Source organism: Actinocorallia sp. A-T 12471 (assembly GCF_033875155.1).
Lineage (GTDB): Bacteria > Actinomycetota > Actinomycetes > Streptosporangiales > Streptosporangiaceae > Actinocorallia.
In genome coordinates this window covers 39,592-64,547 of sequence record NZ_JAWZTE010000006.1, presented here as the reverse complement: position 1 = coordinate 64,547, position 24,956 = coordinate 39,592, and the positions used below count along the sequence as shown (strand labels likewise).

The 24,956-nt window shown below is 68.6% G+C and carries 25 protein-coding genes; 24 read left to right on the top strand and 1 reads right to left on the bottom strand.

Features of this window, described 5'->3' with window-relative positions; translation table 11 throughout:
- Positions 1-19: 19 nt before the first annotated feature.
- From R9X44_RS18335 to R9X44_RS18270, 14 genes are all read left to right on the top strand, one after another.
- Positions 20-925, top strand: coding sequence for a helix-turn-helix transcriptional regulator (locus R9X44_RS18335; RefSeq protein ID WP_319815415.1), 906 nt, complete (start codon positions 20-22; stop codon positions 923-925).
- Between the two features lie 20 nt (positions 926-945).
- Entirely contained in the window at positions 946-1,188 is a 243-nt protein-coding gene (locus R9X44_RS18330) for a DUF397 domain-containing protein (protein ID WP_319815414.1), read from the top strand.
- Between the two features lie 157 nt (positions 1,189-1,345).
- The gene (locus tag R9X44_RS18325; RefSeq protein ID WP_319815413.1) at positions 1,346-1,588 is read left to right on the top strand and encodes a hypothetical protein; all 243 of its coding nucleotides are present in this window, start codon (positions 1,346-1,348) and stop codon (positions 1,586-1,588) included.
- Positions 1,563-2,096 (top strand): DUF6879 family protein, encoded by a 534-nt coding sequence (locus R9X44_RS18320; RefSeq protein ID WP_319815412.1) that lies wholly within the window; start codon positions 1,563-1,565, stop codon positions 2,094-2,096. Before R9X44_RS18325 ends, R9X44_RS18320 begins: the two co-directional genes overlap by 26 nt.
- Positions 2,097-2,954, top strand: coding sequence for a helix-turn-helix transcriptional regulator (locus tag R9X44_RS18315; protein ID WP_319815411.1), 858 nt, complete (start codon positions 2,097-2,099; stop codon positions 2,952-2,954).
- 190 nt (positions 2,955-3,144) lie between these two features.
- Positions 3,145-4,260, top strand: coding sequence for a hypothetical protein (locus R9X44_RS18310; protein WP_319815410.1), 1,116 nt, complete (start codon positions 3,145-3,147; stop codon positions 4,258-4,260).
- A 123-nt stretch (positions 4,261-4,383) separates the two neighbouring features.
- Positions 4,384-5,685 carry an aspartate--tRNA(Asn) ligase gene (gene aspS / locus R9X44_RS18305; RefSeq protein ID WP_319815409.1) on the top strand — a complete coding sequence of 434 codons (1,302 nt, stop codon included), beginning with the start codon at positions 4,384-4,386 and terminating at the stop codon, positions 5,683-5,685.
- Positions 5,686-5,858: 173 nt separating this feature from the next.
- Positions 5,859-6,107, top strand: coding sequence for a DUF4229 domain-containing protein (locus R9X44_RS18300; RefSeq protein WP_319815408.1), 249 nt, complete (start codon positions 5,859-5,861; stop codon positions 6,105-6,107).
- A 9-nt stretch (positions 6,108-6,116) separates the two neighbouring features.
- Positions 6,117-6,836 carry a demethylmenaquinone methyltransferase gene (locus tag R9X44_RS18295; protein WP_319815407.1) on the top strand — a complete coding sequence of 240 codons (720 nt, stop codon included), beginning with the start codon at positions 6,117-6,119 and terminating at the stop codon, positions 6,834-6,836.
- 102 nt (positions 6,837-6,938) lie between these two features.
- Positions 6,939-8,189, top strand: coding sequence for a geranylgeranyl reductase family protein (locus tag R9X44_RS18290; RefSeq protein ID WP_319815406.1), 1,251 nt, complete (start codon positions 6,939-6,941; stop codon positions 8,187-8,189).
- 117 nt (positions 8,190-8,306) lie between these two features.
- Positions 8,307-8,666 (top strand): NADH-quinone oxidoreductase subunit A, encoded by a 360-nt coding sequence (locus R9X44_RS18285; protein ID WP_319815405.1) that lies wholly within the window; start codon positions 8,307-8,309, stop codon positions 8,664-8,666.
- A gap of 6 nt (positions 8,667-8,672) precedes the next feature.
- Positions 8,673-9,227, top strand: a complete 555-nt coding sequence (locus R9X44_RS18280; protein WP_123669283.1) for a NuoB/complex I 20 kDa subunit family protein — start codon at positions 8,673-8,675, stop codon at positions 9,225-9,227.
- Complete coding sequence (locus R9X44_RS18275) at positions 9,224-9,868, top strand: NADH-quinone oxidoreductase subunit C (RefSeq protein ID WP_319815404.1); 645 nt, start codon at positions 9,224-9,226, stop codon at positions 9,866-9,868. The genes R9X44_RS18280 and R9X44_RS18275 overlap by 4 nt, the downstream gene beginning before the upstream one ends.
- A complete protein-coding gene (locus R9X44_RS18270; protein ID WP_319815403.1) occupies positions 9,865-11,223 on the top strand; it encodes an NADH-quinone oxidoreductase subunit D in 1,359 nt (452 codons plus the stop codon). The genes R9X44_RS18275 and R9X44_RS18270 overlap by 4 nt, the downstream gene beginning before the upstream one ends.
- 119 nt (positions 11,224-11,342) lie before the next feature.
- Here the strand turns inward: R9X44_RS18270 and R9X44_RS18265 are convergent, their stop codons facing one another.
- Positions 11,343-12,452, bottom strand: coding sequence for an RNA-guided endonuclease InsQ/TnpB family protein (locus R9X44_RS18265; protein ID WP_413774955.1), 1,110 nt, complete (start codon positions 12,450-12,452; stop codon positions 11,343-11,345).
- Positions 12,453-12,556: 104 nt separating this feature from the next.
- On the opposite strand from R9X44_RS18265, the gene nuoE reads away from it, so the two are divergent.
- From nuoE to nuoN, 10 genes are all read left to right on the top strand, one after another.
- Positions 12,557-13,252 carry an NADH-quinone oxidoreductase subunit NuoE gene (gene nuoE, locus R9X44_RS18260; RefSeq protein WP_319815402.1) on the top strand — a complete coding sequence of 232 codons (696 nt, stop codon included), beginning with the start codon at positions 12,557-12,559 and terminating at the stop codon, positions 13,250-13,252.
- Complete coding sequence (gene nuoF / locus R9X44_RS18255; RefSeq protein WP_319815401.1) at positions 13,249-14,541, top strand: NADH-quinone oxidoreductase subunit NuoF; 1,293 nt, start codon at positions 13,249-13,251, stop codon at positions 14,539-14,541. The genes nuoE and nuoF overlap by 4 nt, the downstream gene beginning before the upstream one ends.
- Complete coding sequence (locus R9X44_RS18250; protein WP_319815400.1) at positions 14,542-16,941, top strand: NADH-quinone oxidoreductase subunit G; 2,400 nt, start codon at positions 14,542-14,544, stop codon at positions 16,939-16,941.
- The gene (gene nuoH, locus R9X44_RS18245) at positions 16,941-18,278 is read left to right on the top strand and encodes an NADH-quinone oxidoreductase subunit NuoH (RefSeq protein ID WP_319815399.1); all 1,338 of its coding nucleotides are present in this window, start codon (positions 16,941-16,943) and stop codon (positions 18,276-18,278) included. The genes R9X44_RS18250 and nuoH overlap by 1 nt, the downstream gene beginning before the upstream one ends.
- Complete coding sequence (nuoI, locus tag R9X44_RS18240) at positions 18,265-18,792, top strand: NADH-quinone oxidoreductase subunit NuoI (RefSeq protein ID WP_319815398.1); 528 nt, start codon at positions 18,265-18,267, stop codon at positions 18,790-18,792. The genes nuoH and nuoI overlap by 14 nt, the downstream gene beginning before the upstream one ends.
- Positions 18,792-19,559: an NADH-quinone oxidoreductase subunit J gene (locus tag R9X44_RS18235; protein ID WP_319815397.1), complete on the top strand. Its 768-nt coding sequence runs from the start codon at positions 18,792-18,794 to the stop codon at positions 19,557-19,559. Before nuoI ends, R9X44_RS18235 begins: the two co-directional genes overlap by 1 nt.
- Complete coding sequence (nuoK, locus tag R9X44_RS18230; RefSeq protein ID WP_319815396.1) at positions 19,556-19,849, top strand: NADH-quinone oxidoreductase subunit NuoK; 294 nt, start codon at positions 19,556-19,558, stop codon at positions 19,847-19,849. The genes R9X44_RS18235 and nuoK overlap by 4 nt, the downstream gene beginning before the upstream one ends.
- A gap of 9 nt (positions 19,850-19,858) precedes the next feature.
- Entirely contained in the window at positions 19,859-21,751 is a 1,893-nt protein-coding gene (gene nuoL / locus R9X44_RS18225; protein ID WP_319815395.1) for an NADH-quinone oxidoreductase subunit L, read from the top strand.
- Positions 21,751-23,370 (top strand): NADH-quinone oxidoreductase subunit M, encoded by a 1,620-nt coding sequence (locus tag R9X44_RS18220; protein ID WP_319815394.1) that lies wholly within the window; start codon positions 21,751-21,753, stop codon positions 23,368-23,370. Before nuoL ends, R9X44_RS18220 begins: the two co-directional genes overlap by 1 nt.
- 71 nt (positions 23,371-23,441) lie before the next feature.
- Entirely contained in the window at positions 23,442-24,956 is a 1,515-nt protein-coding gene (gene nuoN / locus R9X44_RS18215) for an NADH-quinone oxidoreductase subunit NuoN (RefSeq protein WP_413774962.1), read from the top strand.

Here is a 24,956-nt window from a genome sequence, read left to right as displayed (position 1 = left end):
GTCGTCCCGGTGGGGGAGCGTGCACCAGTCCGGACACGACGGCCAGTTCTTCTCCTCCTCCTCACCACCTGACGGCATCGGGCTCCGGGGAGCGCCCCGCCACAGCCCCACCGTCAAGCGCCGCCACCTGTCACGCGCCCTGCGCGAACTCCGCGAGACCCGAGGTCACACCGCAGACTGGGTCACCAAACGCCTCGAATGGTCCACCGGCAAACTCAGCGGCATCGAGAACAACAAGTGGAAGCGCCCCAACCCCCGCGACATCCGAGACCTCTGCGAACTCTACGAAACCGACCAGGAAACCTGCGACACCCTCATGCAACTCGCCCGCGATTCCCGCAAGCGCGGCTGGTGGGAGGACTACAACGACGTCTACGGCAGCATCTACATCGGTTTCGAGCAGGAGGCCCGTCGAATGCGGGTGTACCAGCCGCTGGTGATCCCTGGGCTACTTCAGACACCCGCGTACATGCGCGAACTGATGCGGGCGGCGCTGATTCGCGGCTCGGAGGTCGAACGGCGGGTCGAGATTCGGCTGCAACGCCAGAAGGCGCTCAGCCACGAGGACCCGCTTAGGGTCTGGGCAGTGATCGACGAGGGTGCGCTACGCAGGCCATTCGGCAGCACGAAGGACCAACGAGAGCAACTTGCTCGGTTGATCGAGACTGAGGACTCGGACAGCGTGACCGTCCAGATTCTCCCGTTCAGTAAGGGGCTGCACGCGGGCCACGGTGCCAGCTTCGTGATCCTGGACTACCAGGAAGATCCGTCCCTCGTTTACATCGAGGTCGGGGCGCGCACGCTGTACGTGGAGTCTGAGGAGGACTTGGACTATTACGACGAAAGGTTCCAACACCTCCAGGCCACGGCTCTTTCTCCGGCAGAGTCCATCCGATTCCTGCATGACATGAGCGCACTGCTGTAGGCCAGATATAGGCTGACTTCGTGTCCCACCTGGCGTTCCGCCCGCAGCCGACCTCGGATCCGGCCGATACTTTCGTCAGGGTCACCTGGCGTAAGTCCTCCCACAGCACCGGCGACCACATCGAGTGCGTCGAACTGGCGAAGGCTTCAAGCCTGGTCGGCGTCCGCGACTCCAAGCACCCCGAGGCGGGTCACCTGACCCTCGGCCAAGCGACCTTCGCCCGCCTCACCGCCAGCATCAAGACCGGCTCCCTCGACCTCTGACGCGGGTGGGCGGCGGCTGGTCTCCTGTGGGGTGACCTTGCCTTCGCCGGACACTATGGGGGCTTGCTGGCCGTAGGTGGTCCTGCGGGTTTCCGGTAGCGGGCGAGGGTCAGACTCCTGGGCAAGTTCGGGCACACTGCGAGGGAGGGTGATGGCGGTGGCTCTACGCTTCATCGGGAAGGACGACGAGTCGAAGTCGGGCGGAAGCCCGGCGGTGTTCGTGGACGAGGAGACCAACGAGCTGGTCTTCCAGGGGCTCACGGTGACGGACGTCGAGGAGCTCGCCGTGATCGACGGGCACAGCCGGACGATGCCGGGGGAGTCGTCGTTGCGAATGCCCGCGCGGATGGCCGCGACGATCATGGAGGCGCTTGATGTCATCAGGGATCGTTCCGCCTGACGACGACTTCTTTCCCGGTTTGTTCCGCAGGACGCGGTCGTCGGCCGTGCACCTGGAGATGCGCGACGGCTACATGGCCGACGCGGACTTCGACAGGTGGCTGGCCGAGGGACGTCCCGCGAGCGTCGATCCCGTTCCCGGAGACGAGGGGTGGATGTCCACGGTCGCCGAGGCGGTGCGCCGGGGCGTCGAGGTGCGGCGTGCCCGGATCGTCTCGACCGATCCCGTCAGCGACTACACGGCCTGGCTGCACGCGGTGACCGCCCGGTTCAACGTGGCAGCCGGGGAACAGGTGAGGTGGCTGCCACGTCGGCGGGCTTCCATGCTCTGCCTGCCCGGGAACGACTTCTGGGTCTTCGACGACACCGTCGTGTGGAACCACTTCACCGGCGACGGCGAGTGGCTGGGCGTTGAGGTGACGGACGACCCGGCTGCCTCCGCGTTCTGCCGTAAGGCGTTCGACGGCGTCTGGACGGTGGCCGTTGAGCATGGGGAGTTTTGCGTCTGAGTGGGTGTGCATCCTTCGTCGGCGGTGCAGGCGGCGCGTGAGGTCGTCGCCGGGAGGCTGCGTGATCTGCGGCTTGATGTAGTGCCCAAGTTGACGGGGCGGGCGTTGGCGGCGGCGTGCGGGTGGCACGAGTCCAAGGTGTCGAAGATCGAGTCGGGCAGGCAGGGGGTGTCCGATGACGACATCCGGGCCTGGTGCCGGGCGTGCGGCGTCGACGGGGAGGCAGCGGGGCTCGTCGCGTTGAACCGTCGTGCGGACCAGTCCTACGTGGAGTGGCGGCGTGCCCTGCGCGGCGGGCTGGCGCACGTGCAGGACTCGTTCATGCCCAGGTGGACGAGCACCCGGCACTTCAAGGTCTACGAGCCGGGCGTGATTCCGGGGCTCTGCCAGACACCCGCCTACGGGCGCGCGATTCTCAGCGCGGTGTCTCGCTTCTACGGGGTCGCTTCCGATGTGGAAGAGGGCGCGCGGGCCCGGGCGGCGCGGACGCGTCTGCTGCGGGAGGGCGGCCGCCGCTTCGCCTTCCTAATCGAGGAGACAGCGTTGCGCTCACGGATGGGCACCGCCGAGATTATGGCCGAACAACTCGGCCACCTCCTTTCGGTCGCCGCCCTGCCCAACGTCTCCCTGGGCGTGATCCCCTTCGACGCCCCGCGCCCGCTCTACCCCGTCGAGGGCTTCTGGATCTACGACGACGCCGAAGTACTCGTAGAGACCGTGTCGGCACAGCTCAGCATCGTCGCCCACCAGGAAGTCCACCTCTACACCCGCACCTTCGAAACCCTCTCCACCATCGCCGCCCACGGCCCCACCGCCCGCACCCTCATAACCAGAGCCCTAACCACCCTGGACCCCTAGCAAGCCCGCGCAAGTTCCGGAACCTCGCGGGACCCGGATTCGCAAGACGGGGACGCTTTCGGCGAGCCCCGGCGCGGAGTCGGCAAGTCCGTCCACAGTCGTGGATCGGGAGCGCGCTTTGCCTTCACCGTCGTGAGGACACGTCTTCGCACCTCGCGAACGTGTTCACGGCGTCGAGAGGGAGGCCGAGATGTCCGCGTCCACGCCACGGCCCAGGGCGGTCGATCTGCCCGTGCCGAGTGCCGCGAAGTTGACGGTTCCGGAGCTGCTGCGCCTCGGCGTGCTCCGCGACGGCGTCCAGTTGACCACGACGGGAATCCGGTTGCCGCTGCTGGGCCAGGTGGTCCCCCGCGTCGAGATCGAGATCTCGGACGGCGACTACGTCCGGAAGGTCACCGTGCGCGTCGACCAGCGGTCCCCGTTCCGGTTCGACGGAACCCGGCTGAGCGCGCGCGTCAACGGCACGGACCACGAGGTCGCCTGCCGTCAGTGCGTCGACGAGGACAGGGCCCCGACCGGCATGTACAACTTCGGGCTGCTGCGTGAGAACGGTGTGCGCAGCTTTGTCTTCGATTACCACACGTACTGCGCGTACTCCTGCGACTTCTGCTTCAAGGAGTCCGAGTGGGAGATCCTCGCGGTCAGGGAAAGCGGTCCGGCGAACTACACGGCGAACTTCGACGCGTGTCTTGCCTACGTCCAGGACCACGCCGACGACTTCCGCACAAAGTACGACATCGTCTGGCTGTGCACGGGAAGCATCCGGGACACCGATCTCGAACTCGAACGGCACTGCCGCCTGGCCACCGCCCTGCGCTCGATCGGCTACGAGCAGGGCATCTACGTCTCCCAGGTGATCCCGCAAGGAATCCGCGGTGACACGGCCCGTCGCCTCGACTACCTGCACGCCCTCAAAGAGTCCGGCGTGTCCCGGTTCAACAGTGGGGTGGAGATCGTGAACGACGCGTACCGCCGCCGCTACGTCCACGGTTACAAGGGCACGCTCACCTTCGACGACTACGTCACGGTGTTCACCGACGCCGTCAGCGTCTTCGGCGGCCACCAGGTCGGAAGCTGCCTGCTCGCGGGCATCGAACCCGCGACGGACACGCTGCGCGGCCTGGAGACCATCGCGGCGCTCGGCGTCGTGCCCTCCCCGACGGTGCTGACCCCGTTCGTCGTCAAGCAGCAGGACATCCCGTTCCACTACGACATCGAGGGCTTGGTCAACGTCCACCTCGGGTTCCGCAGGATCATCGAGGCGCACGGGCTGCCGGTGTTCTCCGGGGTCTTCAGCCTGGCCTGACACACGGGAAAGTCGGTGCCTGTCGGCGTCGGGTCGGTTACGCTGTGGCCCGTCCCCGCAGGCGGCCGTCTACCGCCCTGCTCACCGGCGCGAACAACGCGCCAGCAACCAAGGGAGTTGCCGATGCCGCGCACCCTGATTCGCGACCTTCCAGGCCATCCGGACGAGTCGGTCACCGTCTGCGGATGGGTTCAGGCGCTGCGGCTTCAGCGCCGCATCCAGTTCGTCATCGTCCGCGACCACACCGGGTCGGCGCAGGTCACGCACGTGCGGGACGGGGGCGCCATCGAGGCGGCCTTCGAGGACGCGACCGCCGAGTCCGCGGTGCGGATCACCGGGAAGGTCGTCCGGAACGGCAAGGTCAAGCTCGGCGGTCTGGAGATCGTTCCAGAACGCGTCGAGATCGTCGCGGCGGCCGAGGCCCCGCTGCCGATCGACGAGCACACCAACCTCGACCAGCGCCTTGACCGGCGGTTCCTTGACCTGCGCCGCCCCGCACAGCAGCTCGTGTTCCGGGTGCAGAGCACCGTCGAGCGCGCCATGCGGGAGATCGCGGAGGCCGAGGGATTCACCGAGCTGCACACGCCCAAGCTGATGGGGACGGCGTCGGAGTCGGGCGCGGAGGTCTTCGAGGTCGGCTACTTCGGCCGCACCGCCTACCTGGCCCAGTCGCCGCAGTTCTACAAGCAGATGGCGATCGCCGGCGGCATCGACCGCGTCTTCGAGATCGGGCCCGTCTTCCGCGCCGAGCCTTCCTTCACCTCGCGGCACGCCACCGAGTTCACCGGCGTCGACCTGGAGATCGCGTGGATCGACTCCGTCGAGGACGTCATGGCGGTCGAGGAACGGATGCTCCACCACGTCCTCACCGAGGTGCACCGCCGTCACGCCGCCGAGATCGGGGAGCGCTTCGGCGTCGTGGTGGCCGTCCCGGAGCTGCCGTTCCCGCGCATCACCATGGCCGACGCCCTGACCCGGCTGCGCGCGACGGGCTGGGACCCCGAAGGCGTCAAGGACGACCTCGACCCCGAAGGCGAACGCGCCCTCTCCGCGCTGATCGCCGCCGAGACCGGGCACGAGTTCGTCTTCGTCACCCGCTACCCCGCCGCCGTCCGCCCGTTCTACCACCTGCGTCCGGCCGACGACCCGACCGTCACCGAGAGCTTCGACCTCCTGTGGAAGGGCGTCGAGATCACCACCGGCGCCCAACGCGAACACCGCCACGACGTCCTCACCGCCCAAGCCGAAGAGAAGGGCATGGCCCTGGAGCCGCTCCGGGACTACCTCGACTGCTTCCGCTACGGCACCCCACCCCACGGCGGCCTGGGCCTGGGCCTCGCCCGCCTCCTTATGCTCCTGCTCGCCCTCCCCTCAATCCGCGAGACCACCTTCCTCTTCCGAGGCCCCAACCGCCTCAACCCCTGACCCCGGTCGCCCGACGGGCCTGGAGTTCCCCGCGCGGCGTGGTTTCGAGGGCGTGTTGGCGGGGGGCGGGGTCGCCGCTTGATCTTGTCGGGAGGGGCGGGGTGGGTGGGGGTTGGGGGTTTGGGGTGGGTCGGGGGGGAGGGTGGCTGAGCAGGGGATACCCTCGGAAGACCATGCGTCCAGTCATTGCGTATACCGCGTCCAGGTTCTTGCTGTTCGCCGCGACTGCGGCGATTCTGTTGTTGATTGGGGTGACCGGGCTGTTGAATCTTGCGCTGTCCGTGTTGATCTCTGGGATCGTCAGTTATGTCGTGCTGTCCAAGCAGCGGGACGCGGTGTCCACCGCGGTGGTGGAGCGGACGCAGCGGCAGGGGCACGGGCACGGCGAGGGTGACGGGGGAGCCGCGCCCTCCGCGGAATAGGCTGCACCCATGACCCGTGCCGATCTGGACAAGAAACCCTCGGACGTCGCCGCGATGTTCGACGACACCGCCGAGCGGTACGACCTGCTCAACACCCTGATGACGGGCGGGCAGGACCGCGTGTGGCGCAAGGCGGTCGCCCGGGCGGTGGACGCCAGGCGCGGCCAGCGGGTCCTCGATCTCGCGGCCGGCACCGGGACGTCCTCGGCGGTCCTCGCCGAGGAGGGCGCCGACGTCGTCGCGTGCGACTTCTCCCTCGGCATGCTCCAGGTCGGCACCCGCCGCCAGGCCGGAAAGGCGGGGCTGACGTTCGTCGCCGGCGACGCCCTGCGCCTCCCCTTCGCCGACGGCTCCTTCGACACCGTGACGATCTCGTTCGGCCTGCGCAACGTCGCCGACGTCACCGCCGCCCTGACGGAGATGCTCCGGGTAACCAAACCGGGCGGAAAACTGGTGATATGTGAGGTGAGCCACCCGGGCAACCCGCTCCTGCGCACCGGGCACCGCCTCCACCTGAAGGTCGGCCTGCCTCTTCTCGCCCGCTTCAGCTCCAACAAGGACTCCTACAACTACCTCGCCGAGTCCACCCTCAAGTGGCCCGACCAGCGGGGCCTCGCCGCGCTGCTGCGCGAGGCGGGCTGGGACCGGGTCCAGTGGCGCGACCTGACCTTCGGGGTGGCCGCCATTCACCGCGCGTGGAAGCCGGAGATCATTACCGAAGGGGGGTAACCTCCTCTGCCGCTCGTGAGCACGGCGGGTGTAGCCTCGCCTCGAGAGAGTTTGTGAAGTTGTTCACAAACGCACTTGAAGCGGAGCGAAGAAGGTCGGCAGTTGAGCGAGCACTCCCCCGAAGCCGCGGACGTCATCGTCGTGGGAGCCGGTCCCGCCGGTTCGACGACGGCGTACTACCTCGCGCAGACGGGCCTGAAGGTCCTCCTGCTGGAGAAGGCGACCTTTCCCCGCGACAAGATCTGCGGCGACGGGCTCACCCCCCGCGCCGTCCGCCAGCTGATCGCCATGGGCGTGGACATCAACGCGCCGGGCTGGATCAGGAACAAGGGCCTGCGCATCTACGGCGGCGGCGTCAAGATCGAACTGCCCTGGCCCGAACTCGCGACGTTCCCCGACTTCGGCCTCGTCCGTCCCCGCATGGACCTCGACGCCCTGCTCGCCGAGCACGCCGTCAAGGCCGGGGCCACCCTGATGCAGGGCACGACGGTCACCGAACCCGTCATCGACGAGCGCAGCGACCGCGTCATCGGCGTCCGCACGAAGGACGGCCGCGAGTACCGCGCGCCCCTGGTCGTCGCGGCCGACGGCAACTCCGCGCGCCTCGCCCTCGCGCTCGGCATCCGCAAGCGCGAGGACAGGCCGATGGGCGTGGCGGTCCGCCGCTACTTCGAGACCCCCCGCCACGACGACGACTACCTCGAGTCGTGGCTCGAACTGTGGGACGGCGAAAAACTGCTGCCCGGCTACGGCTGGGTCTTCGGCTGCGGGAACGGCACGTCCAACGTTGGACTCGGCCTGCTCAACACCTCGAAGTCGTTCCAGAACACCGACTACCGCGAGATGCTCCGCCGCTGGACCGCCGGAATGCCCAAGGAGTGGCAGTTCGACGAGGCCCACGCGACAGGTCCGGTCCGCGGCGCGGCACTGCCGATGGGCTTCAACCGGCAGCCGCACTACTCCCGGGGCCTGCTGCTGGTGGGCGACGCCGGGGGCATGATCAACCCGTTCAACGGCGAGGGCATCGACTACGCGATGGAATCCGGCCACCTGGCCGCCGACATCATCGTGCAGGCGCTGGCCAGGCCGACCGCCGCACAGCGGGAACGGGCGCTGTACGAGTACCCGCGCGTCCTCAAGGAGGAGCACGGGGGGTACTTCACGATCGGGCGCGTGTTCGTGAATGCCATCGGCGACCCGCGGGTGATGAAGTTCGCCACCCGGCACGGGCTGCCCCACCCGACGCTGATGCGGTTCACGCTGAAGCTCCTGGCCAACCTCACCGATCCGCGCGGGGGAGACGCGATGGACCGGATCATCAACGCGATGACCCGGATCGCACCGTCGGCCTGACCTTCCCCGCCCCACAACAGAAACCCCACTGGTACGGACCAATGCGCGTTCTCACTAGGATGATGCAGCTCACAACGGTGAGATGTGTCACGAACTCTGAGGGGGGTGTGTGATCCCGTGGACCTCTACTTGCCGATCGTCGTGCTCGGGGCGCTGGCGGCGGCCTTCGCCGTCGGCTCAGTGATCATGGCGGCGTTCACCGGCCCCAAACGCTGGAACAGGGCCAAGCTCGAATCCTACGAATGCGGTATCGAGCCGACGCCACAACCGGTCGGCGGCGGCCGGTTCCCCATCAAGTACTACCTCACGGCGATGCTGTTCATCGTCTTCGACATTGAGATCATCTTCCTGTACCCCTGGGCGGCCTCGTTCGACCGCCTCGGGCTCTTCGGACTCGTCGAAATGGTGTTGTTCATCGCCACCGTCCTCGTCGCGTACGCCTATGTCTGGCGGCGCGGCGGCCTGGAGTGGGACTGATTCACAATGGGTCTTGAAGAGAAACTCCCGAGCGGCTTCCTGCTCAGCACCGTCGAACAGGTCGCGGGCTGGGCACGGCGCAGCTCCACCTGGCCGGCGACGTTCGGCCTCGCGTGTTGCGCCATCGAGCTGATGGCGACCGGCGACCCGAGGCACGACATGTCCCGCTGGGGCATGGAGCGCGCCGCGGCCACGCCGAGACAGGCCGACCTGATGATCGTCGCGGGGCGGGTGAGCCAGAAGATGGCGCCCGTCCTGAGGCAGGTCTACGACCAGATGACCGAACCCAAGTGGGTCATCGCGATGGGGGTCTGCGCCTCTTCGGGTGGCATGTTCAACAACTATGCGATCGTCCAGGGCGTCGACCACATCGTACCAGTGGACATTTACCTGCCCGGATGCCCCCCGCGTCCGGAGATGCTGCTCGACGCGATCCTGAAACTGCACGACAAGATGCAGAACACCAAGCTCGGCGTGCAGCGCGAACGGCAGATCCAGGAACTGGAGAAGGCGAAGCTGCGACAGCTTCCGCTCCTCGGACAGTCCGGAGCGCGGTCATGAGCGAGCAGGACGCCGCGCGCCGCGGCATGTTCGGCGCGAAGACCACCGGCGACACCTCCGGCTACGGCGGCCTGGTCGTCAGGGCTCCCGTCGCGGCCTCGTCGCCGCGCCCCTTCGGCGGGTACTTCGACGACATCGCCGACCACCTGGAGCGGTCCGGCTTCGGCGACGCGATCGAACGCACCGTCGTGGACCGGGGCGAGCTGACGTTCTTCGTCAAGCGCGACCGGCTCAAGGAGGTCGCCGCGATCCTGCGCGACTCCCCCGAGCTGCGGTTCGAGCTGCTGTCGGGCGTCTCGGGCGTGCACTACCCGCAGGAGGAGGGACGCGAGCTGCACGCCGTGTACCACCTGCTGTCGATGACGCACAACCGACGCGTCCGCCTCGAGGTCGCCGTCCCCGACGCCGACCCGCACGTGCCGTCGGTGGTCGAGGTCTACCCGACGGCCGACTGGCACGAGCGTGAGACCTGGGACTTCTTCGGCATCATCTTCGACGGCCACCCCGCGCTGACCCGGATCGAGATGCCTGACGACTGGGTCGGACACCCGCAGCGCAAGGACTACCCCCTCGGCGGCATCCCCGTCGAGTACCGCGGCGCGGAGGTCCCGCCGCCCGACGAGCGGAGGTCGTACTCATGACCACCACATATGACGCCTACAAGGCCGGGGCGACCGACGACGGCACCACCGAGGGCAAGGTGTTCAACCTCGCCGGCGCCGACTGGGACGACGTCGTCGCCGGGGCCAAGGACGCCGCCGACGACGAACGCCTCGTCATCAATATGGGCCCGCAGCACCCCTCGACGCACGGCGTGCTGAGGCTCATCCTCACCCTCGACGGCGAGTCCGTCGACGAGGTGCGGGTGGGCATCGGCTACCTGCACACCGGCATCGAGAAGAACATGGAGTACCGCACCTGGACGCAGGGCACCACGTTCTGCACCCGGATGGACTACCTCGCGCCGATCTTCAACGAGACGGCGTACTGCCTCGCGGTGGAGAAGCTGCTCGGCGTCACCGACCGCATCCCCGAGCGGGCCAACGTCATCCGCGTGCTGATGATGGAGCTGAACCGCATCTCCTCGCACCTCGTCGCGATCGCCACGTTCGGTCTCGAACTCGGCGCGACGACGGTGATGCTGAACGGCTTCGTGGAGCGCGAGTACACCCTCGACCTGTTCGAGGAGATCACCGGCCTGCGGATGAACATGGCCTATGTCCGGCCGGGCGGCGTCGCCCAGGACATCGGCCCCGCGGCCATCGCGAAGCTGCGCGCCTACCTCGAGCGCATGCCCGAGCGCTTCCGCACGATGCGCAAGCTGCTCGACGCCAACCCGGTCTACCTGGCCCGTACCAAGGACGTGGCCTACCTTGACCTCACCGGCTGCATGGCGCTCGGCATCACCGGCCCGGTGCTGCGCAGCGCAGGTCTTCCGTGGGACCTGCGCAAGTCGCAGCCTTACTGCGGCTACGAGACGTACGACTTCAAGGTGCACACGCAGGACACCTGCGACGTGTACGGCCGCTATCTCGTCCGGATGGCCGAGATGGAGGAGTCGCTGAAGATCGTGGAGCAGTGCGTCGAGCGGCTCACCAAGGGCTCGGCCAAGGACGGCCCGGTGATGATCGACGACAAGAAGATCGGCTGGCCCGCACAGCTGGCGATCGGCACCGACGGCATGGGCAACTCCCCGGCCCACATCGGGCACATCATGGGCGAGTCCATGGAGGCGCTGATCCACCACTTCAAGCTGGTGACCGAGGGCTTCCGGGTCCCGGCCGGGCAGGTCTACGCGGCGGTGGAGTCGCCGCGCGGCGAGCTCGGCGCGCACCTGGTCTCCGACGGCGGCACCCGCCCCTACCGGGCCCACTTCCGCGAGCCCTCCTTCGTGAACCTTCAGGCCACCGCCGCGATGTGCGAGGGCGGCTACGTCGCCGACGTCATCGCCGCGGTCGCCTCCATCGACCCCGTGATGGGAGGTGTCGACCGTTGACTTCCTCCGTCGCCCCGAAGGGCGGGGATTCCAGCGGTCACCCGCTGGGGTTCCTGCTTCACAGGGCAGTGCCGCCCCCGCTCGCGCGGAGTCGGTCTTACCTCCCCTCGACAGGCGTTTCAGCTCTCCGCCAGCCCGGCGGCGAGCAGGTTCTTCGCTGCGTTGACGTCCCGGTCGTGGGTCGCACCGCAACCTCCACAGGTCCAGTCACGAACGTGGAGCGGCATCGTGTCCGCTCGGCGCCCGCACGCGGAGCACAGCTTGCTGGAGGGGAACCGACGGGCCACGACCACGAGCCGTCGCCCGTACCAGTCGGACTTGTACTCCAGCATGGTCCGCAGCTCACTCCATGCCGCGTCGCTGATGGCGCGGGCGAGCGTGCGGCAGCCGAACAGATCGCCGACGGCGAGGTCCTCGATCACGACCGTTTGGTTCTCGCGGACGAGTCGGGTGGTCAGCTTGTGCAGGAAGTCGCGCCTGCGATCGGCGACCCGGGCATGGGCACGGGCAACCTTGAGGCGCGCTTTCTGCCGATTCTTCGATCCTCTGGCCTTACGGGACAACTCCCGCTGGGCCTTGGCCAGACGGTGCCGGTCCCGGCGTTCATGCCGGGGGTTGGCGATCTTCTCTCCAGTGGAGAGGGTCACCAGGGAGGTGATCCCGGCGTCGACACCGACCGTGGACCTTGCGGGACCGAGGTGAGTGACGGTTTCGCGGCAGAGGACGGACACGAACCAGCGGCCTGCGGCGTCGCGGGAGACGGTCACGGTCGTGGGCTCCGCGCCGTTGGGCAGGGGCCGGGACCACACGATGTCCAGCGGTTCGGCGATCTTGGCGAGGGTCAGGCACCGGTCCTTGAGCCTGAACGCCGACCGGGTGTACTCGGCGGAGGCACGGGACTTCCTCTTCGACTTGAACACGGGATGGCCGGCGCGTTTGGCCCAGAAGTTCACGAACGCGCTCTGCAGATGACGCAGTGCTTGCTGCAACGGCACCGACGACACCTCGTTGAGGAAGGCAAGGTCCTCGGTTCGCTTCCACTGGGTGAGGAGCGCGGAGGACTCTCCGTAGGAGATGCTGCGCCCCTCACACCGGTAGGCGCGGGTGCGTTCTTCGAGCATCCGGTTGTAGACCAGGCGCACACAGCCGAACGTCCGAGAGAGGTCTTCGGCTTGTTCGGGAGTGGGATAGAAGCGGAACTTGAACGCCCGCGTCACGGTGCGCGCCATGCCTCATGTTTTACCAAAGGCTCACGCAAGAACACGCAACGTGAAGGGAGGGAGCGGTGCTTTCTCCCCCGCATGAGCGCGGGAGCCTCGACACCGCACACCCGATGACCGGTATTCCTGTCGGCTTCACGGGGCATTTCCCCGAGGGCTCGGCGTATGACGTGGAGACCAGGCAGCGCCTGGAGCAGGACGCCAAGGAGATCATCGCCAAGTACCCCAAGACGCGCAGCGCGTTGCTGCCGCTGCTGCACCTCGTGCAGTCCGTCGACGGGTGCGTGACGCAGGTCGGGGTGGAGTTCTGCGCCTCGATGCTTGACATCACGCCCGCGCAGGTGACGGGTGTGGCGACGTTCTACACCCAGTACAAGCGCCGCCCGATGGGCGACTACCACGTGGGCGTGTGCATCAACACGCTGTGCGCGGTGCTCGGCGGCGACGAGATCTGGGACGCGCTGAGCGAGCACGTCGGCGTCGGCCATGACGAGGTCACCGACGACGGCAAGGTGTCGCTCGAGCGGCTCGAGTGCAACGCCGCCTGCGACTTCGCGCCGGTGATGATGGTGAACTGGGAGTTCTACGACAACCAGACCCCCGACTCGGCCAAGCAGCTGGTCGACGACCTGCGCGCGGGCCGCCAGGTGCCGCCGACGCGCGGGCCGAACGGCCTGTGCACGTTCAAGGAGGCGTCCCGGGTGCTCGCCGGCATCAACGACGGACGCGCGGGCGAGGGCGTCCAGGCGGGTCCCGAGTCGCTGGTCGGCCTCGAGATCGCCAAGGAGAAGGGCTGGGAGGCGCCATGACGACCCTCACCCCCGTCCTCACCAGGCACTGGGACCAGGCTGATTCGTTCACCCGCGCGGGCTACGAGCGGGAAGGCGGCTACTCCTCCCTGCGCAAGGCCCTCACGATGGAGCCTTCCGCGATTGTCGACGCGGTCAAGGACTCGGGGCTGCGCGGCCGCGGCGGCGCGGGCTTCCCCACGGGTATGAAGTGGGGATTCCTCGCGCAGGGCACCGGCAAACCCACCTACCTGGTGGTCAACGCCGACGAGTCAGAGCCGGGCACCTGCAAGGACATCCCGCTCATGCTCGCCAACCCGCACGTGCTGGTCGAGGGCGTGATCATCAGCTCCTTCGCGATCGGCGCGCACCAGGCGTTCATCTATGTGCGCGGTGAGGTCCTGCACGTCATCCGACGGCTTCAGCAGGCCGTCGCCGAGGCGTACGAGGCCGGGTATCTCGGCACGGACATCCTCGGGTCGGGCTTCGACCTCGAACTCGTCGTCCACGCGGGCGCGGGCGCCTACATCTGCGGCGAGGAGACCGCGCTGCTCGACTCGCTTGAGGGCTTCCGGGGCCAGCCCCGGCTGAAGCCTCCCTTCCCCGCGGTGGCGGGCCTTTACGGCGGGCCCACCGTGGTGAACAACGTCGAGTCGATCGCGTCGGTTCCCTCGATCGTCGGCAAGGGCGCGGACTGGTTCGCCTCGATGGGCACCGAGAAGTCGAAGGGCTTCGGCATCTTCTCGCTCTCGGGCCACGTCACGCGGCCTGGCCAGTACGAGGCCCCGCTGGGGATCACGCTGCGCGAGCTGCTGGAGATGGCGGGCGGCATCCGCGAGGGCCACGAGCTGAAGTTCTGGACCCCCGGCGGATCGTCAACCCCGATCTTCACCGCCGAGCACCTCGACGTGCCGCTGGACTTCGAGTCGGTGGGCGCGGCGGGGTCGATGCTCGGCACCCGCGCGTTGCAGATCTTCGACGAGACGACCTGCGTGGTGCGGGCCGTCTCCCGGTGGACGGACTTCTACGCGCACGAGTCCTGCGGCAAGTGCACGCCGTGCCGCGAGGGCACCTACTGGCTCAAGCAGATGCTGAAGCGCCTCGACGCCGGACAGGGCACAGAAGAGGACCTGTCCACGATGAACGACATCGCCGACAACATCCTCGGCAGGTCGTTCTGCGCGCTCGGCGACGGCGCGACGAGCCCGATCCACTCCTCGATCAAGTACTTCCGTGAGGAGTACCTGGCGCACTTCACCCACGGCGGGTGCCCGTTCGACCCCGCCAAGTCCACGAAGTGGGGCGCATAAATGACCGCGACATCCGAGACGGGCGTCGTTCCCCAGGAGGACCTCGTCTCCCTCACCATCGACGGCTTCGAGATCTCCGTCCCGAAGGGGACGCTGGTCATCAGAGCCGCCGAACTGCTCGGCATCCAGATCCCCCGGTTCTGCGACCACCCGCTGCTCGACCCGGTCGGCGCGTGCCGTCAGTGCCTTGTGGACATCCCCGACGCCGGCAACGGCAGGGGCTTCCCCAAGCCGCAGGCGTCGTGCACGATCCCCGTCGCTGACGGCATGGTCGTCAACACCCAGCTCACGTCCCCGGTCGCCGACAAGGCGCAGAAGGGCGTGATGGAGTTCCTGCTCATCAACCATCCGCTCGACTGCCCGGTCTGCGACAAGGGCGGCGAGTGCCCGTTGCAGAACCAGGCGATGTCGAACGGGCGGGGCGAGTCGCGGTTCGTCGAGCGCAAGCGCACGTTCGCCAAGCCGCTGCCGCTGTCGTCGCAGGTGCTGCTGGACCGTGAACGCTGCATCCAGTGCGCGCGCTGCACCCGGTTCTCCGAGCAGATCGCGGGCGACCCGTTCATCGACCTGTTCGAGCGGGGGGCCAAGGAGCAGGTCGGTACCGCCGACGGCGAGCCGTTCTCCTCCTACTTCTCCGGCAACACCGTGCAGATCTGCCCGGTCGGCGCGCTGACCGGCGCGGCCTACCGGTTCCGGGCGCGGCCGTTCGACCTGGTGTCGTCGCCGTCGGTGTGCGAGCACTGCTCGTCGGGCTGCGCGCTGCGGACCGACCACCGGCGCGGCAAGGTCACCCGGCGGCTGGCCGGTGACGACCCGCAGGTGAACGAGGAGTGGAACTGCGACAAGGGCAGGTGGGCGTTCACCTACGCCACCGAGCCCGACCGCCTGCGCTACCCGCTCGTGCGCAACGAGGACGGCGTCCTCGAGCCCGCGTCCTGGCCCGAGGCGCTGCGCGCCGCGGCCGAGGGCCTCGGCTGGAAGAGCGCCGCGGTCCTGGCCGGTGGACGCCTCACCCTTGAGGACTCCTACGCCTACGCGAAGTTCGCGCGGATCGCGCTCGGCACGAACGACCTCGACTTCCGGGCCCGTCCGCACAGCGCCGAGGAGGCCGACTTCCTGGCCTGGGGCGTCGCGGGGCACGGGATCGAGGTGTCCTTCAGCGCGCTGGAGAAGGCCCCGGTCGTCCTGCTCGCGGGCCTCGAGCCCGAGGAGGAGGCCGCCGCGGTCTTCCTGCGGCTGCGCAAGGCGGTGCGCAAGCACGGCCTGAAGGTGCTGGCGATCGCGCCGTTCGCCACGCGCGGCCTCACCAAGCTGAACGGACGGCTTCTGCAGGCCGGTCCCGGCGGTGAGCCGGAGGCGCTGAGCATCTCCGGTGAGGCCGCCGAGGCGCTGGCCGCAGAAGGCTCGGTCATCCTTGTCGGCGAACGCCTGGCCGAGGTGCCCGGCGCGCTCAGCGCGGCGGTGCGGCTCGCCCAGTCCACGGGCGCGAAGCTCGCCTGGGTGCCGCGCAGGGCGGGCGAGCGCGGCGCGGTCGAAGCCGGTCTGCTGCCGGGGCTGCTGCCCATCGGACGGCCGCTCACCGACCCGCAGGCGCGCGCCGAGGTCGCCAGGGTGTGGGGCGTCAGCTCCATCCCCGACGCCCCCGGCCGCGACACCGCCCACATCCTCGCCGCCGCGTACGCGGGCGAGATCGAGGCGCTCGTCGTCGGCGGCGTCGACCCCTACGACCTGCCGGACCCGGCGTTCGCGCTCGCGGCGCTGGACAAGACGCCGTTCATCGTCAGCCTCGAGCAGCGCGCGAGCGCGGTCACCGACCGCGCGGACGTGGTGCTGCCGGTCGCGGCCGTCGCGGAGAAGGCGGGCACCTTCGTCAACTGGGAGGGCCGCGGACGGTCCTTCGAGGCGGCGCTGAAGGTCCCCGGCGTGCTCAGCGACCTGGCTGTGCTCGGCGCGCTGGCCGACGAGCTCGACTTCCACCTCGGTCTGCCCGACGCCGCAGCGGCCCGCCGCGAACTCGGCGAACTGGGCTCCTACCGGGGCGAGCGGTCGGGCGCGCCCGGCACGCTGACGGAGTTCACCTACACCCCCGGCGACGGCGAGGCGCTGCTGGCCACCTGGCGGCAGCTCCTCGACGACGGCCGCCTCCAGGACGGCGAGCCGCACCTGAAGGGCACCGCACGTCCGGCCGTCGCCCGGATGTCGGCGGCCACCGCCGAGGCCAACGGCCTGCGCGGCGTCGTGACGGTCTCGACGGATCGGGGCGCGGTCACCGTGCCGCTCGTCATAGACGACCTTCCCGACGGCGTCGTCTGGCTGCCCGGCAACAGCTCGGGGATCAACCTTGCCCGCGACCTCGGCGCGGCCTCCGGCAGCGTCGTGAAGATCGGAGGCGTCGGCTGATGGACAGCTACCCCTACCCGACCCTCGCCGACTTCGGCAAGGACCCCTGGTGGCTGATGCTGGGCAAGTGCGTGGCCATCTTCGTGTTCCTGGTCCTGACCGTCCTGCTGTCCATGTGGGTGGAGCGCCGGATCATCGGCCGGATGCAGCTGCGCATCGGCCCGAACCGCGCCGGGCCGTTCGGCCTGCTCCAGGGTCTTGCCGACGGCATCAAGCTGGCCCTGAAGGAGGACATCGTCCCCTCCGGGGTCGACAAGCTCGTCTTCTGGACGGCCCCGGTGATCTCCGCGATCCCGGCGTTCATCTCCTTCATCATCATCCCGTTCGGCCCGACGGTGTCGGTCTTCGGCCACAAGACGCCGCTGCAGGGCACCGACCTTCCGGTCGCGGTCCTGCTGGTGCTGGCGATGGCGTCGATCGGCGTCTACGGGATCGTGCTGGCGGGCTGGGCGTCGATGTCGCCCTACTCGCTGCTGGGCGGGCTGCGCTCCAGCGCCCAGGTCATCTCCTACGAGATCGCGATGGGCCTGTCGTTCGTCGCGGTGTTCCTGTTCGCCGGGTCGCTGTCGACGTCGGAGATCGTCGCCGCGCAGCACGACCGGTGGTTCGCGGTGATGCTGCTGCCGTCGTTCGTGGTCTACGTGATCACGATGATGGGCGAGTCGAACCGCATCCCGTTCGACCTGCCCGAGGGTGAGGGCGAACTCGTCGGCGGGTTCCACACCGAGTACTCGTCGCTGAAGTTCGCGATGTTCTTCCTCGCCGAGTACATCAACCTCGCGACGCTGTCGGCGCTGGCGACCACGCTGTTCCTCGGCGGCTGGCGCGCCCCCGCCCCGATCTCGACGGTCTGGGCCGGCGCGAACGAGGGCTGGTGGCCGATCCTGTGGTTCCTGGTGAAGATGTGGATGTTCATCTTCTTCTTCATCTGGCTGCGCGCCTCGCTCCCGCGCGTCCGCTACGACCAGCTGATGAAGCTCGGCTGGAAGGTCCTCATGCCGTTCTCCCTCGGCTGGATCCTCCTCGTCGCCACCTTCCGCGCGCTGCGCAACGAGGGCTACAGCTCCACCGCGTTCGTCATCGGCGCGGCGGTCCTGGTGGCCATCGCGCTCGGGATCTCGGTGGTGGTCGACATGCTGAAGCGCGACAAGCAGGCCAAGGGCGGGCCCGGCGGAGCCGAGACCGAGCCCGCGCGGCCGGGCGGCAAGCCCGACCCGTACGCGGGCGGTTTCCCCGTCCCGCCGCTCGACGCCCCGCACTACCACGGGGTCGTTCCGAGCCCCGCGACCGAGCAGTCCGCGACCGAGAAGAAGGAGGTCGAAAGTGGGATTCACTGACTTCCTGAACCCGGTCAAGGGGTTCGGAGTCGCCTTCCACCAGTTGTTCACCAAGGTGGAGACGGTCCAGTACCCCGAGGTGAAGGTGGCCACCGCGCCGCGCTTCCACGGCAGGCACCAGCTGAACCGCTGGCCCGACGGCCTGGAGAAGTGCATCGGCTGCGAGCTGTGCGCCTGGGCGTGTCCGGCCGACGCGATCTACGTCGAGGCCGGGGACAACACCGACGAGGAGCGCTTCTCGCCGGGCGAGCGTTACGGCCGCGTCTACCAGATCAACTACCTGCGCTGCATCCTGTGCGGCCTGTGCATCGAGGCGTGCCCGACCAGGGCGCTCACGATGACCAACGAGTACGAGCTGGCCGACGACAGCCGCGAGTCGCTGATCTACACCAAGGAGATGCTGCTCGCCCCGCTGCGCGAGGGCATGAACCAGCCGCCGCACCCGATGGAGCTCGGCGAGACCGAAGAGGACTACTACCGGCTCGGTCTCGGCGCGAAGGACGGTGACTTCTGATGGTCGCCTTCTGGATTCTCGCGGTGGTGTCCGTGGCCGCCGCGCTCGGCATGATCTTCCAGAAGAAGGCCGTGTACTCGGCGCTTCTGCTGGCGGTCGTCATGCTCAGCCTCGCCGCGCTCTACGCCGTCCAGGACGCGCCGTTCCTCGCGTTCGTGCAGGTGATCGTCTACACCGGCGCGGTGCTGATGCTGTTCCTGTTCGTGCTGATGCTCGTCGGCGTCGCCTCCACCGACTCGCTCGTGGAGACGATCTCCGGCCAGCGGCTGTGGGCGGCGATCGCCGGACTCGGCTTCGGCGGCCTGCTCGTCTTCGGGTTCGGCTCCGCGGCCTTCTCCGACGACATCGGCCTCGCCGGCGCGAACGCAGAAGGCAACGTCATCGGCCTGGCCAGGCTGCTGTTCGGCAAGTACGTGTTCGCCTTCGAGGTGACCAGCGCGCTGCTGATCACCGCCGCGCTCGGCGCGATGGTGCTGGCGCACAAGGAGCGGATCACGCCGAAGCCGACCCAGCGGGAGATGTCGGAGGAGCGGTTCAAGTCCGGGACGCACCCGGGCAACCTGCCGCCGTCCGGCACGTACGCCCGCCACAACGCGGTCGACATGCCCGCGCTGCTGCCCGACGGCTCCATCTCGGAGCTGTCGCTCAACCCCGTCCTCACCGGCCGTGGCGACGACGCCGCCGAACGGCACACCGACCTCGCCGGAGCCTCCGAGGCCGAGGCCGTCGAAGAGGACGTCAAGGCCGTGCGGGAGGCCCAGCAGTGAGCCACTACCTGATCCTGTCGACGCTGCTGTTCACCATCGGCGCGGTCGGCGTGCTCGTCCGGCGCAACGCGATCGTGGTGTTCATGTGCGTCGAGCTGATGCTCAACGCCACGAACCTCGCGTTCGTCAGCTTCTCCAAGCTGCACGGCAACCTCGACGGCCAGATCATCGCGTTCTTCGTGATGGTCGTCGCCGCGGCCGAGGTCGTGGTCGGACTGGCGATCATCATGACCATCTTCCGATCCCGCAGGTCCTCGTCGGTCGACGACGCGAACCTGCTGAAGTACTAGGAGCGGGGCATGGAGAGCCACATCCTCGCCGCGACCGGACTCCAGTCCTGGGCCGGACTGCTGATCGCGCTCCCCCTCCTGGGGGCCGCGGTCCTGCTGCTGGGCGGGCGCGCCACCGACAAGTGGGGCCACTACCTGGCCACGCTGCTGTCCGGCGGCGCGTTCGTGCTCGGCTTCGCGATGTTCTGGCAGATGCTCGGCTACGGCGCTGAGGAACGCGCCCGCAGTGTGCACCTCTACCAGTTCTTCAAGACCGGTGACCTGAGCTTCGACCTCGGCATCCTGCTCGACCAGCTGTCCATCAGCTTCGTCCTGCTGATCACCTTCGTCGGCACGCTCATCCACATCTACTCCATCGGCTACATGGCGCACGACGCGAACCGTCGGCGCTTCTTCGCCTACCTCAACCTGTTCATCTCGGCCATGCTGCTGCTGGTCCTGTCGGACAACTACCTCGGCCTGTTCATCGGCTGGGAGGGCGTCGGCCTGGCGTCCTACCTGCTGATCGGGTTCTGGCAGCACAAGCCGACCGCCGCCGTCGCGGCCAAGAAGGCGTTCGTCGTCAACCGCGTCGGCGACATCGGCCTGGTCATCGCGCTCGGCATCATGGTCGCCACGTTCGGGTCGCTGGCGTTCGAGGAGGTCTTCGGCGCGGTGTCGGGGGCGTCCCAGGGAGTCATGACGGCGCTCGGGCTGATGCTGCTGCTCGGCGCGTGCGGCAAGTCCGCGCAGCTCCCGCTGCAGTCCTGGCTCCTCGACGCGATGGAGGGCCCGACCCCGGTGTCGGCGCTCATCCACGCGGCGACGATGGTCACCGCGGGCGTCTACCTGATCGTCCGCTCCGGCGTCATCTTCGAGGCGTCCGCCGCCGCGCAGACCGTCGTCGCCATCGTCGGCGCGGCCACGCTGCTGGCCGGTGCGATCATCGGTTGCGCCAAGGACGACATCAAGAAGGCCCTCGCCGGGTCCACGATGTCGCAGATCGGCTACATGGTCCTCGCCGCGGGCCTCGGCCCCGTCGGGTACGTCGTGGCCATCGCCCACCTCATCGCGCACGGGTTCTTCAAGGCCGGGATGTTCCTCGGCGCGGGCTCGGTGATGCACGCGATGAAGGACGACGTGGACATGCGCAAGTACGGCGCGCTCCGCACCAGCCTGAAGATCACCTTCGTGACGTTCTTCTTCGGCTACCTCGCCATCATCGGCGTCCCGCCGTTCTCGGGCTTCTTCACCAAGGACGGCATCATCGAGGCCGCCTGGCACGAGAACACCGTCCTGGGGATCTGCACGATCGTCGGCGCGGCCATCACCGCGTTCTACATGTCGCGCCTGATCTTCATGACGTTCTTCGGCAAGGCCCGCTGGGACGACGACGCGCACCCGCACGAGTCCCCGCCCGTCATGTGGATCCCGCTCGTGGTCCTGGCGGTCGGCTCGATCGGGATGGGCGGGTTCCTCATGCTCGGCGACAGGTTCGGGGCGTTCCTCGAACCCGTCACGCGCACCCCGCACACCGAGCACGACTACTTCAGCGCCGTCGGCATCGTGACGCTGGCGCTCGTCGTCGTCGGCGTCGTCATCGCCTGGTTCAAGTACGGCGCCGCGCCGGTGCCGCGCGAGGCCCCGCGCGGGTCGTGGCTCACCACGTTCGCGCGCCGCGACCTGTACGGCGACGCCCTGAACGAGTCGCTGCTCATGCGGCCCGGCCAGTGGCTGACCCGCCTTTCGGTCTGGTTCGACAACCGGGGCGTCGACGGCGTCGTCAACGGCCTCGCGGCCGGGATCGGCGGCACGTCGGGACGCGTCCGGCGGCTCCAGACCGGGTTCGTGCGGTCCTACGCACTGTCCATGTTCCTGGGCGCGGGCCTCCTGGTCGCCGCGCTCCTGGTGGTGAGGATCTGATGCTCTCCGCACTCATCGCCCTCCCCGCGCTCGGCGCGCTTGTCGTCGCCCTGCTGCCCAAGGGCAGGGACGAGCTCGCCAAGCAGATCGGGCTCGGCGTCGCACTCCTCGTCCTCGTCTTCGGCGTCACCCTCGCCGCTGGCTGGGACACCGGCTCCACCGCCCGCTACCAGTTCGCCGAGACCTACTGGTGGATCAAGGACTTCGGCGTCCACTGGGCCGTCGGACTCGACGGCATGGCGCTCGTCCTCGTCCTGCTGTCGCTCATCCTCGTCCCGCTGGTCATGCTGGCCAGCTGGACCGCCGCCGACCGCTACGGCGGCGCGTTCGAGGAGGTCGCGGCGGCCCGCGCCGAGCAGGCCAAGGCCGCCGAGGAGGCGGGCAAGCCCGGCAAGACCCCGTTCGGGGTCGTCGGGTCGCGCTCGGCGAAGACGTACTTCGCGCTCATCCTCCTCATGGAGTCGATGATGATCGGCGTCTTCGCGGCGACCGACGTCTTCCTCTTCTACGTGTTCTTCGAGGCCATCCTCATCCCGGTGTACTTCCTGGTCGGCCTGTTCGGCGGGCCGCAGCGGTCGTACGCGGCGGTGAAGTTCCTGCTGTACTCCCTGTTCGGCGGGCTGCTGATGCTGGTCGCCGTCATCGGGCTGTACGTGGTGGCGGACAAGAACACCTTCCTCATCACCGAGCTGACCGGGGTGAACATCGACCCGGCGACGGCCAAGTGGCTGTTCCTCGGCTTCTTCATCGCCTTCGCGATCAAGGCGCCGATGTTCCCCGTCCACACCTGGCTGCCGGACACGGCCGCGCAGGCTCCGGCGGGCGCGCTGGTCCTCATCGTCGGGGTGCTCGACAAGATCGGCACCTACGGCATGATCCGGTTCTGCCTCGAGCTGTTCCCCGGGGCGTCCAAGTGGGCGACGCCGGTGGTGATCGTCTTCGCGGTGATCAGCATCGTGTACGGGGCCGTCCTGGCGATCGGCCAGGTCGACCTCAAGCGGCTCATCGCCTACACCTCGATCAGCCACTTCGGGTTCATCGTCCTCGGCATCTTCGCGATGACGTCGATGGCGCAGTCCGGCGCGATCCTCTACATGGTGAACCACGGGTTCTCCACGGGCGCGCTGTTCCTCGCCGCCGGCTACCTCATCGTCCGGCGCGGCTCGGCACGCATCGACGCCTACGGCGGCGTGCAGAAGGTCGCGCCGCTGCTGGCCGGGACGTTCCTCATCGCGGGCCTTTCGGCGCTGTCGCTGCCGGGCCTGTCGACGTTCGTCTCGGAGTTCATGGTCCTCGTCGGCACGTTCACCCGGTACCAGGTCGCGGCGATCATCGCCGTGTCCGGCATCGTGCTTGCCGCGCTGTACGTCCTGTGGGCCTACCAGCGGATCGCGGGCGGCCCGGCCGCCGAGGCGATCTCCCGCAAGGGCGCGTTCCCCGACCTCAGCCGACGGGAACTCGCCGCGATCGGCCCGATCCTCGCCGTCATCGTCCTGCTCGGCTTCTTCCCCGGGCCGATCGTGAACGTGATCAACCCGACGGTGGAGCACACCCTCTCGGTCGTCGACATGCACGACCCTGAGCCCACCGTGGCGGAAGCCCCTGGAGGCCAGCCGTGATTAGTGAAACTGCGGTGTTGGCCGCGGAGAACTTCCGCGCGCCGCACATCGAGTACTCCCACCTCGCGCCGATGCTCATCGTCCTCGGCGTGGCTGTCGCGGGCGTGCTCGTCGAAGCCGTCGTCGGACGGGGCTGGCGCGGCCGCGTCCAGATCCCGCTCGCGTTCGCCGGACTCGGCTCTGCGCTGATCTGGCTGATCATGCTCGCGGTCAACCAGAAGCCGCACAGCGTCGACGCCGAAGGCGCGCTCGCCACCGACGGGCCCACCCTGTTCATGCAGGGCACCATCCTGGTGATGGCGATCCTCAGCCTCCTGCTCGTCGCCGACCGGCAGCAGGAGACGTTCGCCGCCCAGGCGGCGGCGGTCCCCGGCAGCGAGGCCGAGGCGCAGGCGCTGGCGAAGGGCTCGGTGCAGACCGAGATCTTCCCGCTCGTCATGTTCGCCGTCGCGGGCATGCTCATGTTCCCCGCCTCCAACGACCTCCTCACCATGTTCGTGGCGCTCGAGGTCATGTCGCTGCCGCTGTACCTGCTGTGCGGGCTCGCGCGACGCCGTCGTCTCCTCTCGCAGGAGGCGGCCGTCAAGTACTTCCTGCTCGGCGCGTTCTCCTCGGCGTTCTTCCTCTTCGGAATCGCCCTGGTCTACGGGTACGCGGGCAGCGTCAAGCTCGGGGACATCGCCCTCGCGGTGCAGTCCGGGCCGGGTGCGGCTGCGGGCGCGCCCGTCGAGGTGCCGTCGCTCGTGCTGTACATCGGGTTCGCGCTCATGGCCGTCGGGCTGCTGTTCAAGCTCGGCGCGGTTCCGTTCCACTCGTGGAAGCCCGACGTCTACCAGGGCGCGCCGACCCCCGTCACCGCGCTCATGGCGTCCGGGACGCTCGTGTCGGCCGTCGGCGCGACCATGCGGGTGTTCTACGTGTCGTTCGAGACGCTGCGCTGGGACTGGCGGCCGATGATGTGGGCCGTCGCGATCCTGACGATGATCGTCGGCGCCATCGTCGCGATCACCCAGACCGACATCAAGCGGCTGCTGGCCTACTCGTCGGTCGCGCACGCGGGGTTCCTGCTGACCGGCATCGTCGCGATGTCCGAGGCCGGGCTGTCGGCGGTCATGTTCTACCTCGCCGCCTACGGGGCCGCGACCATCGGCGCGTTCGCCGTCGTCAGCATGGTCCGGGACACCGGGGGCGAGGCGGGACACCTGTCGCGCTGGGCGGGGCTCGGGCGTCGGTCGCCGGTCGTCGCGGGGATCTTCGCGTTCTTCCTGCTCGCCTTCGCGGGCATCCCGCTCACGAGCGGGTTCAGCGGGAAGTTCGCGGTCTTCACCGCCGCCGTCGAGGGCGGGGCCACCCCGCTCGTCATCGTGGGCGTGCTGTCGTCGGCGATCGCGGCGTTCTTCTACGTCCGTGTGATCGTCGTCATGTTCTTCAGCGACCCCGAGCCCGACGGCCCGTCCATCGTGGTCGCCCCGGCGACCGCGGCGGCGGTGGCCCTCGGGCTTGCGGCTACTGTGGTACTCGGTGTGCTTCCGCAGCCACTGCTCGACCTGGCCAACACGGCGGCAGGTCAGCTTTTCGTCCGTTAG

Bases quoted from the DNA above. Each gene is read 5' to 3' on its own strand.
- R9X44_RS18320 (WP_319815412.1), top strand. From the start codon at position 1,563: ATGTCATCAGGGATCGTTCCGCCTGACGACGACTTCTTTCCCGGTTTG.
- R9X44_RS18310 (WP_319815410.1), top strand. From the start codon at position 3,145: ATGTCCGCGTCCACGCCACGGCCCAGGGCGGTCGATCTGCCCGTGCCG.
- aspS (WP_319815409.1), top strand. From the start codon at position 4,384: ATGCCGCGCACCCTGATTCGCGACCTTCCAGGCCATCCGGACGAGTCG.
- R9X44_RS18300 (WP_319815408.1), top strand. From the start codon at position 5,859: ATGCGTCCAGTCATTGCGTATACCGCGTCCAGGTTCTTGCTGTTCGCC.
- R9X44_RS18295 (WP_319815407.1), top strand. From the start codon at position 6,117: ATGACCCGTGCCGATCTGGACAAGAAACCCTCGGACGTCGCCGCGATG.
- R9X44_RS18280 (WP_123669283.1), top strand. From the start codon at position 8,673: ATGGGTCTTGAAGAGAAACTCCCGAGCGGCTTCCTGCTCAGCACCGTC.
- R9X44_RS18275 (WP_319815404.1), top strand. From the start codon at position 9,224: ATGAGCGAGCAGGACGCCGCGCGCCGCGGCATGTTCGGCGCGAAGACC.
- R9X44_RS18270 (WP_319815403.1), top strand. From the start codon at position 9,865: ATGACCACCACATATGACGCCTACAAGGCCGGGGCGACCGACGACGGC.
- R9X44_RS18265 (WP_413774955.1), bottom strand. From the start codon at position 12,452: ATGGCGCGCACCGTGACGCGGGCGTTCAAGTTCCGCTTCTATCCCACT.
- nuoE (WP_319815402.1), top strand. From the start codon at position 12,557: ATGACCGGTATTCCTGTCGGCTTCACGGGGCATTTCCCCGAGGGCTCG.
- nuoF (WP_319815401.1), top strand. From the start codon at position 13,249: ATGACGACCCTCACCCCCGTCCTCACCAGGCACTGGGACCAGGCTGAT.
- R9X44_RS18250 (WP_319815400.1), top strand. From the start codon at position 14,542: ATGACCGCGACATCCGAGACGGGCGTCGTTCCCCAGGAGGACCTCGTC.
- nuoH (WP_319815399.1), top strand. From the start codon at position 16,941: ATGGACAGCTACCCCTACCCGACCCTCGCCGACTTCGGCAAGGACCCC.
- R9X44_RS18235 (WP_319815397.1), top strand. From the start codon at position 18,792: ATGGTCGCCTTCTGGATTCTCGCGGTGGTGTCCGTGGCCGCCGCGCTC.
- nuoL (WP_319815395.1), top strand. From the start codon at position 19,859: ATGGAGAGCCACATCCTCGCCGCGACCGGACTCCAGTCCTGGGCCGGA.
- R9X44_RS18220 (WP_319815394.1), top strand. From the start codon at position 21,751: ATGCTCTCCGCACTCATCGCCCTCCCCGCGCTCGGCGCGCTTGTCGTC.
- nuoN (WP_413774962.1), top strand. From the start codon at position 23,442: ATGCTCATCGTCCTCGGCGTGGCTGTCGCGGGCGTGCTCGTCGAAGCC.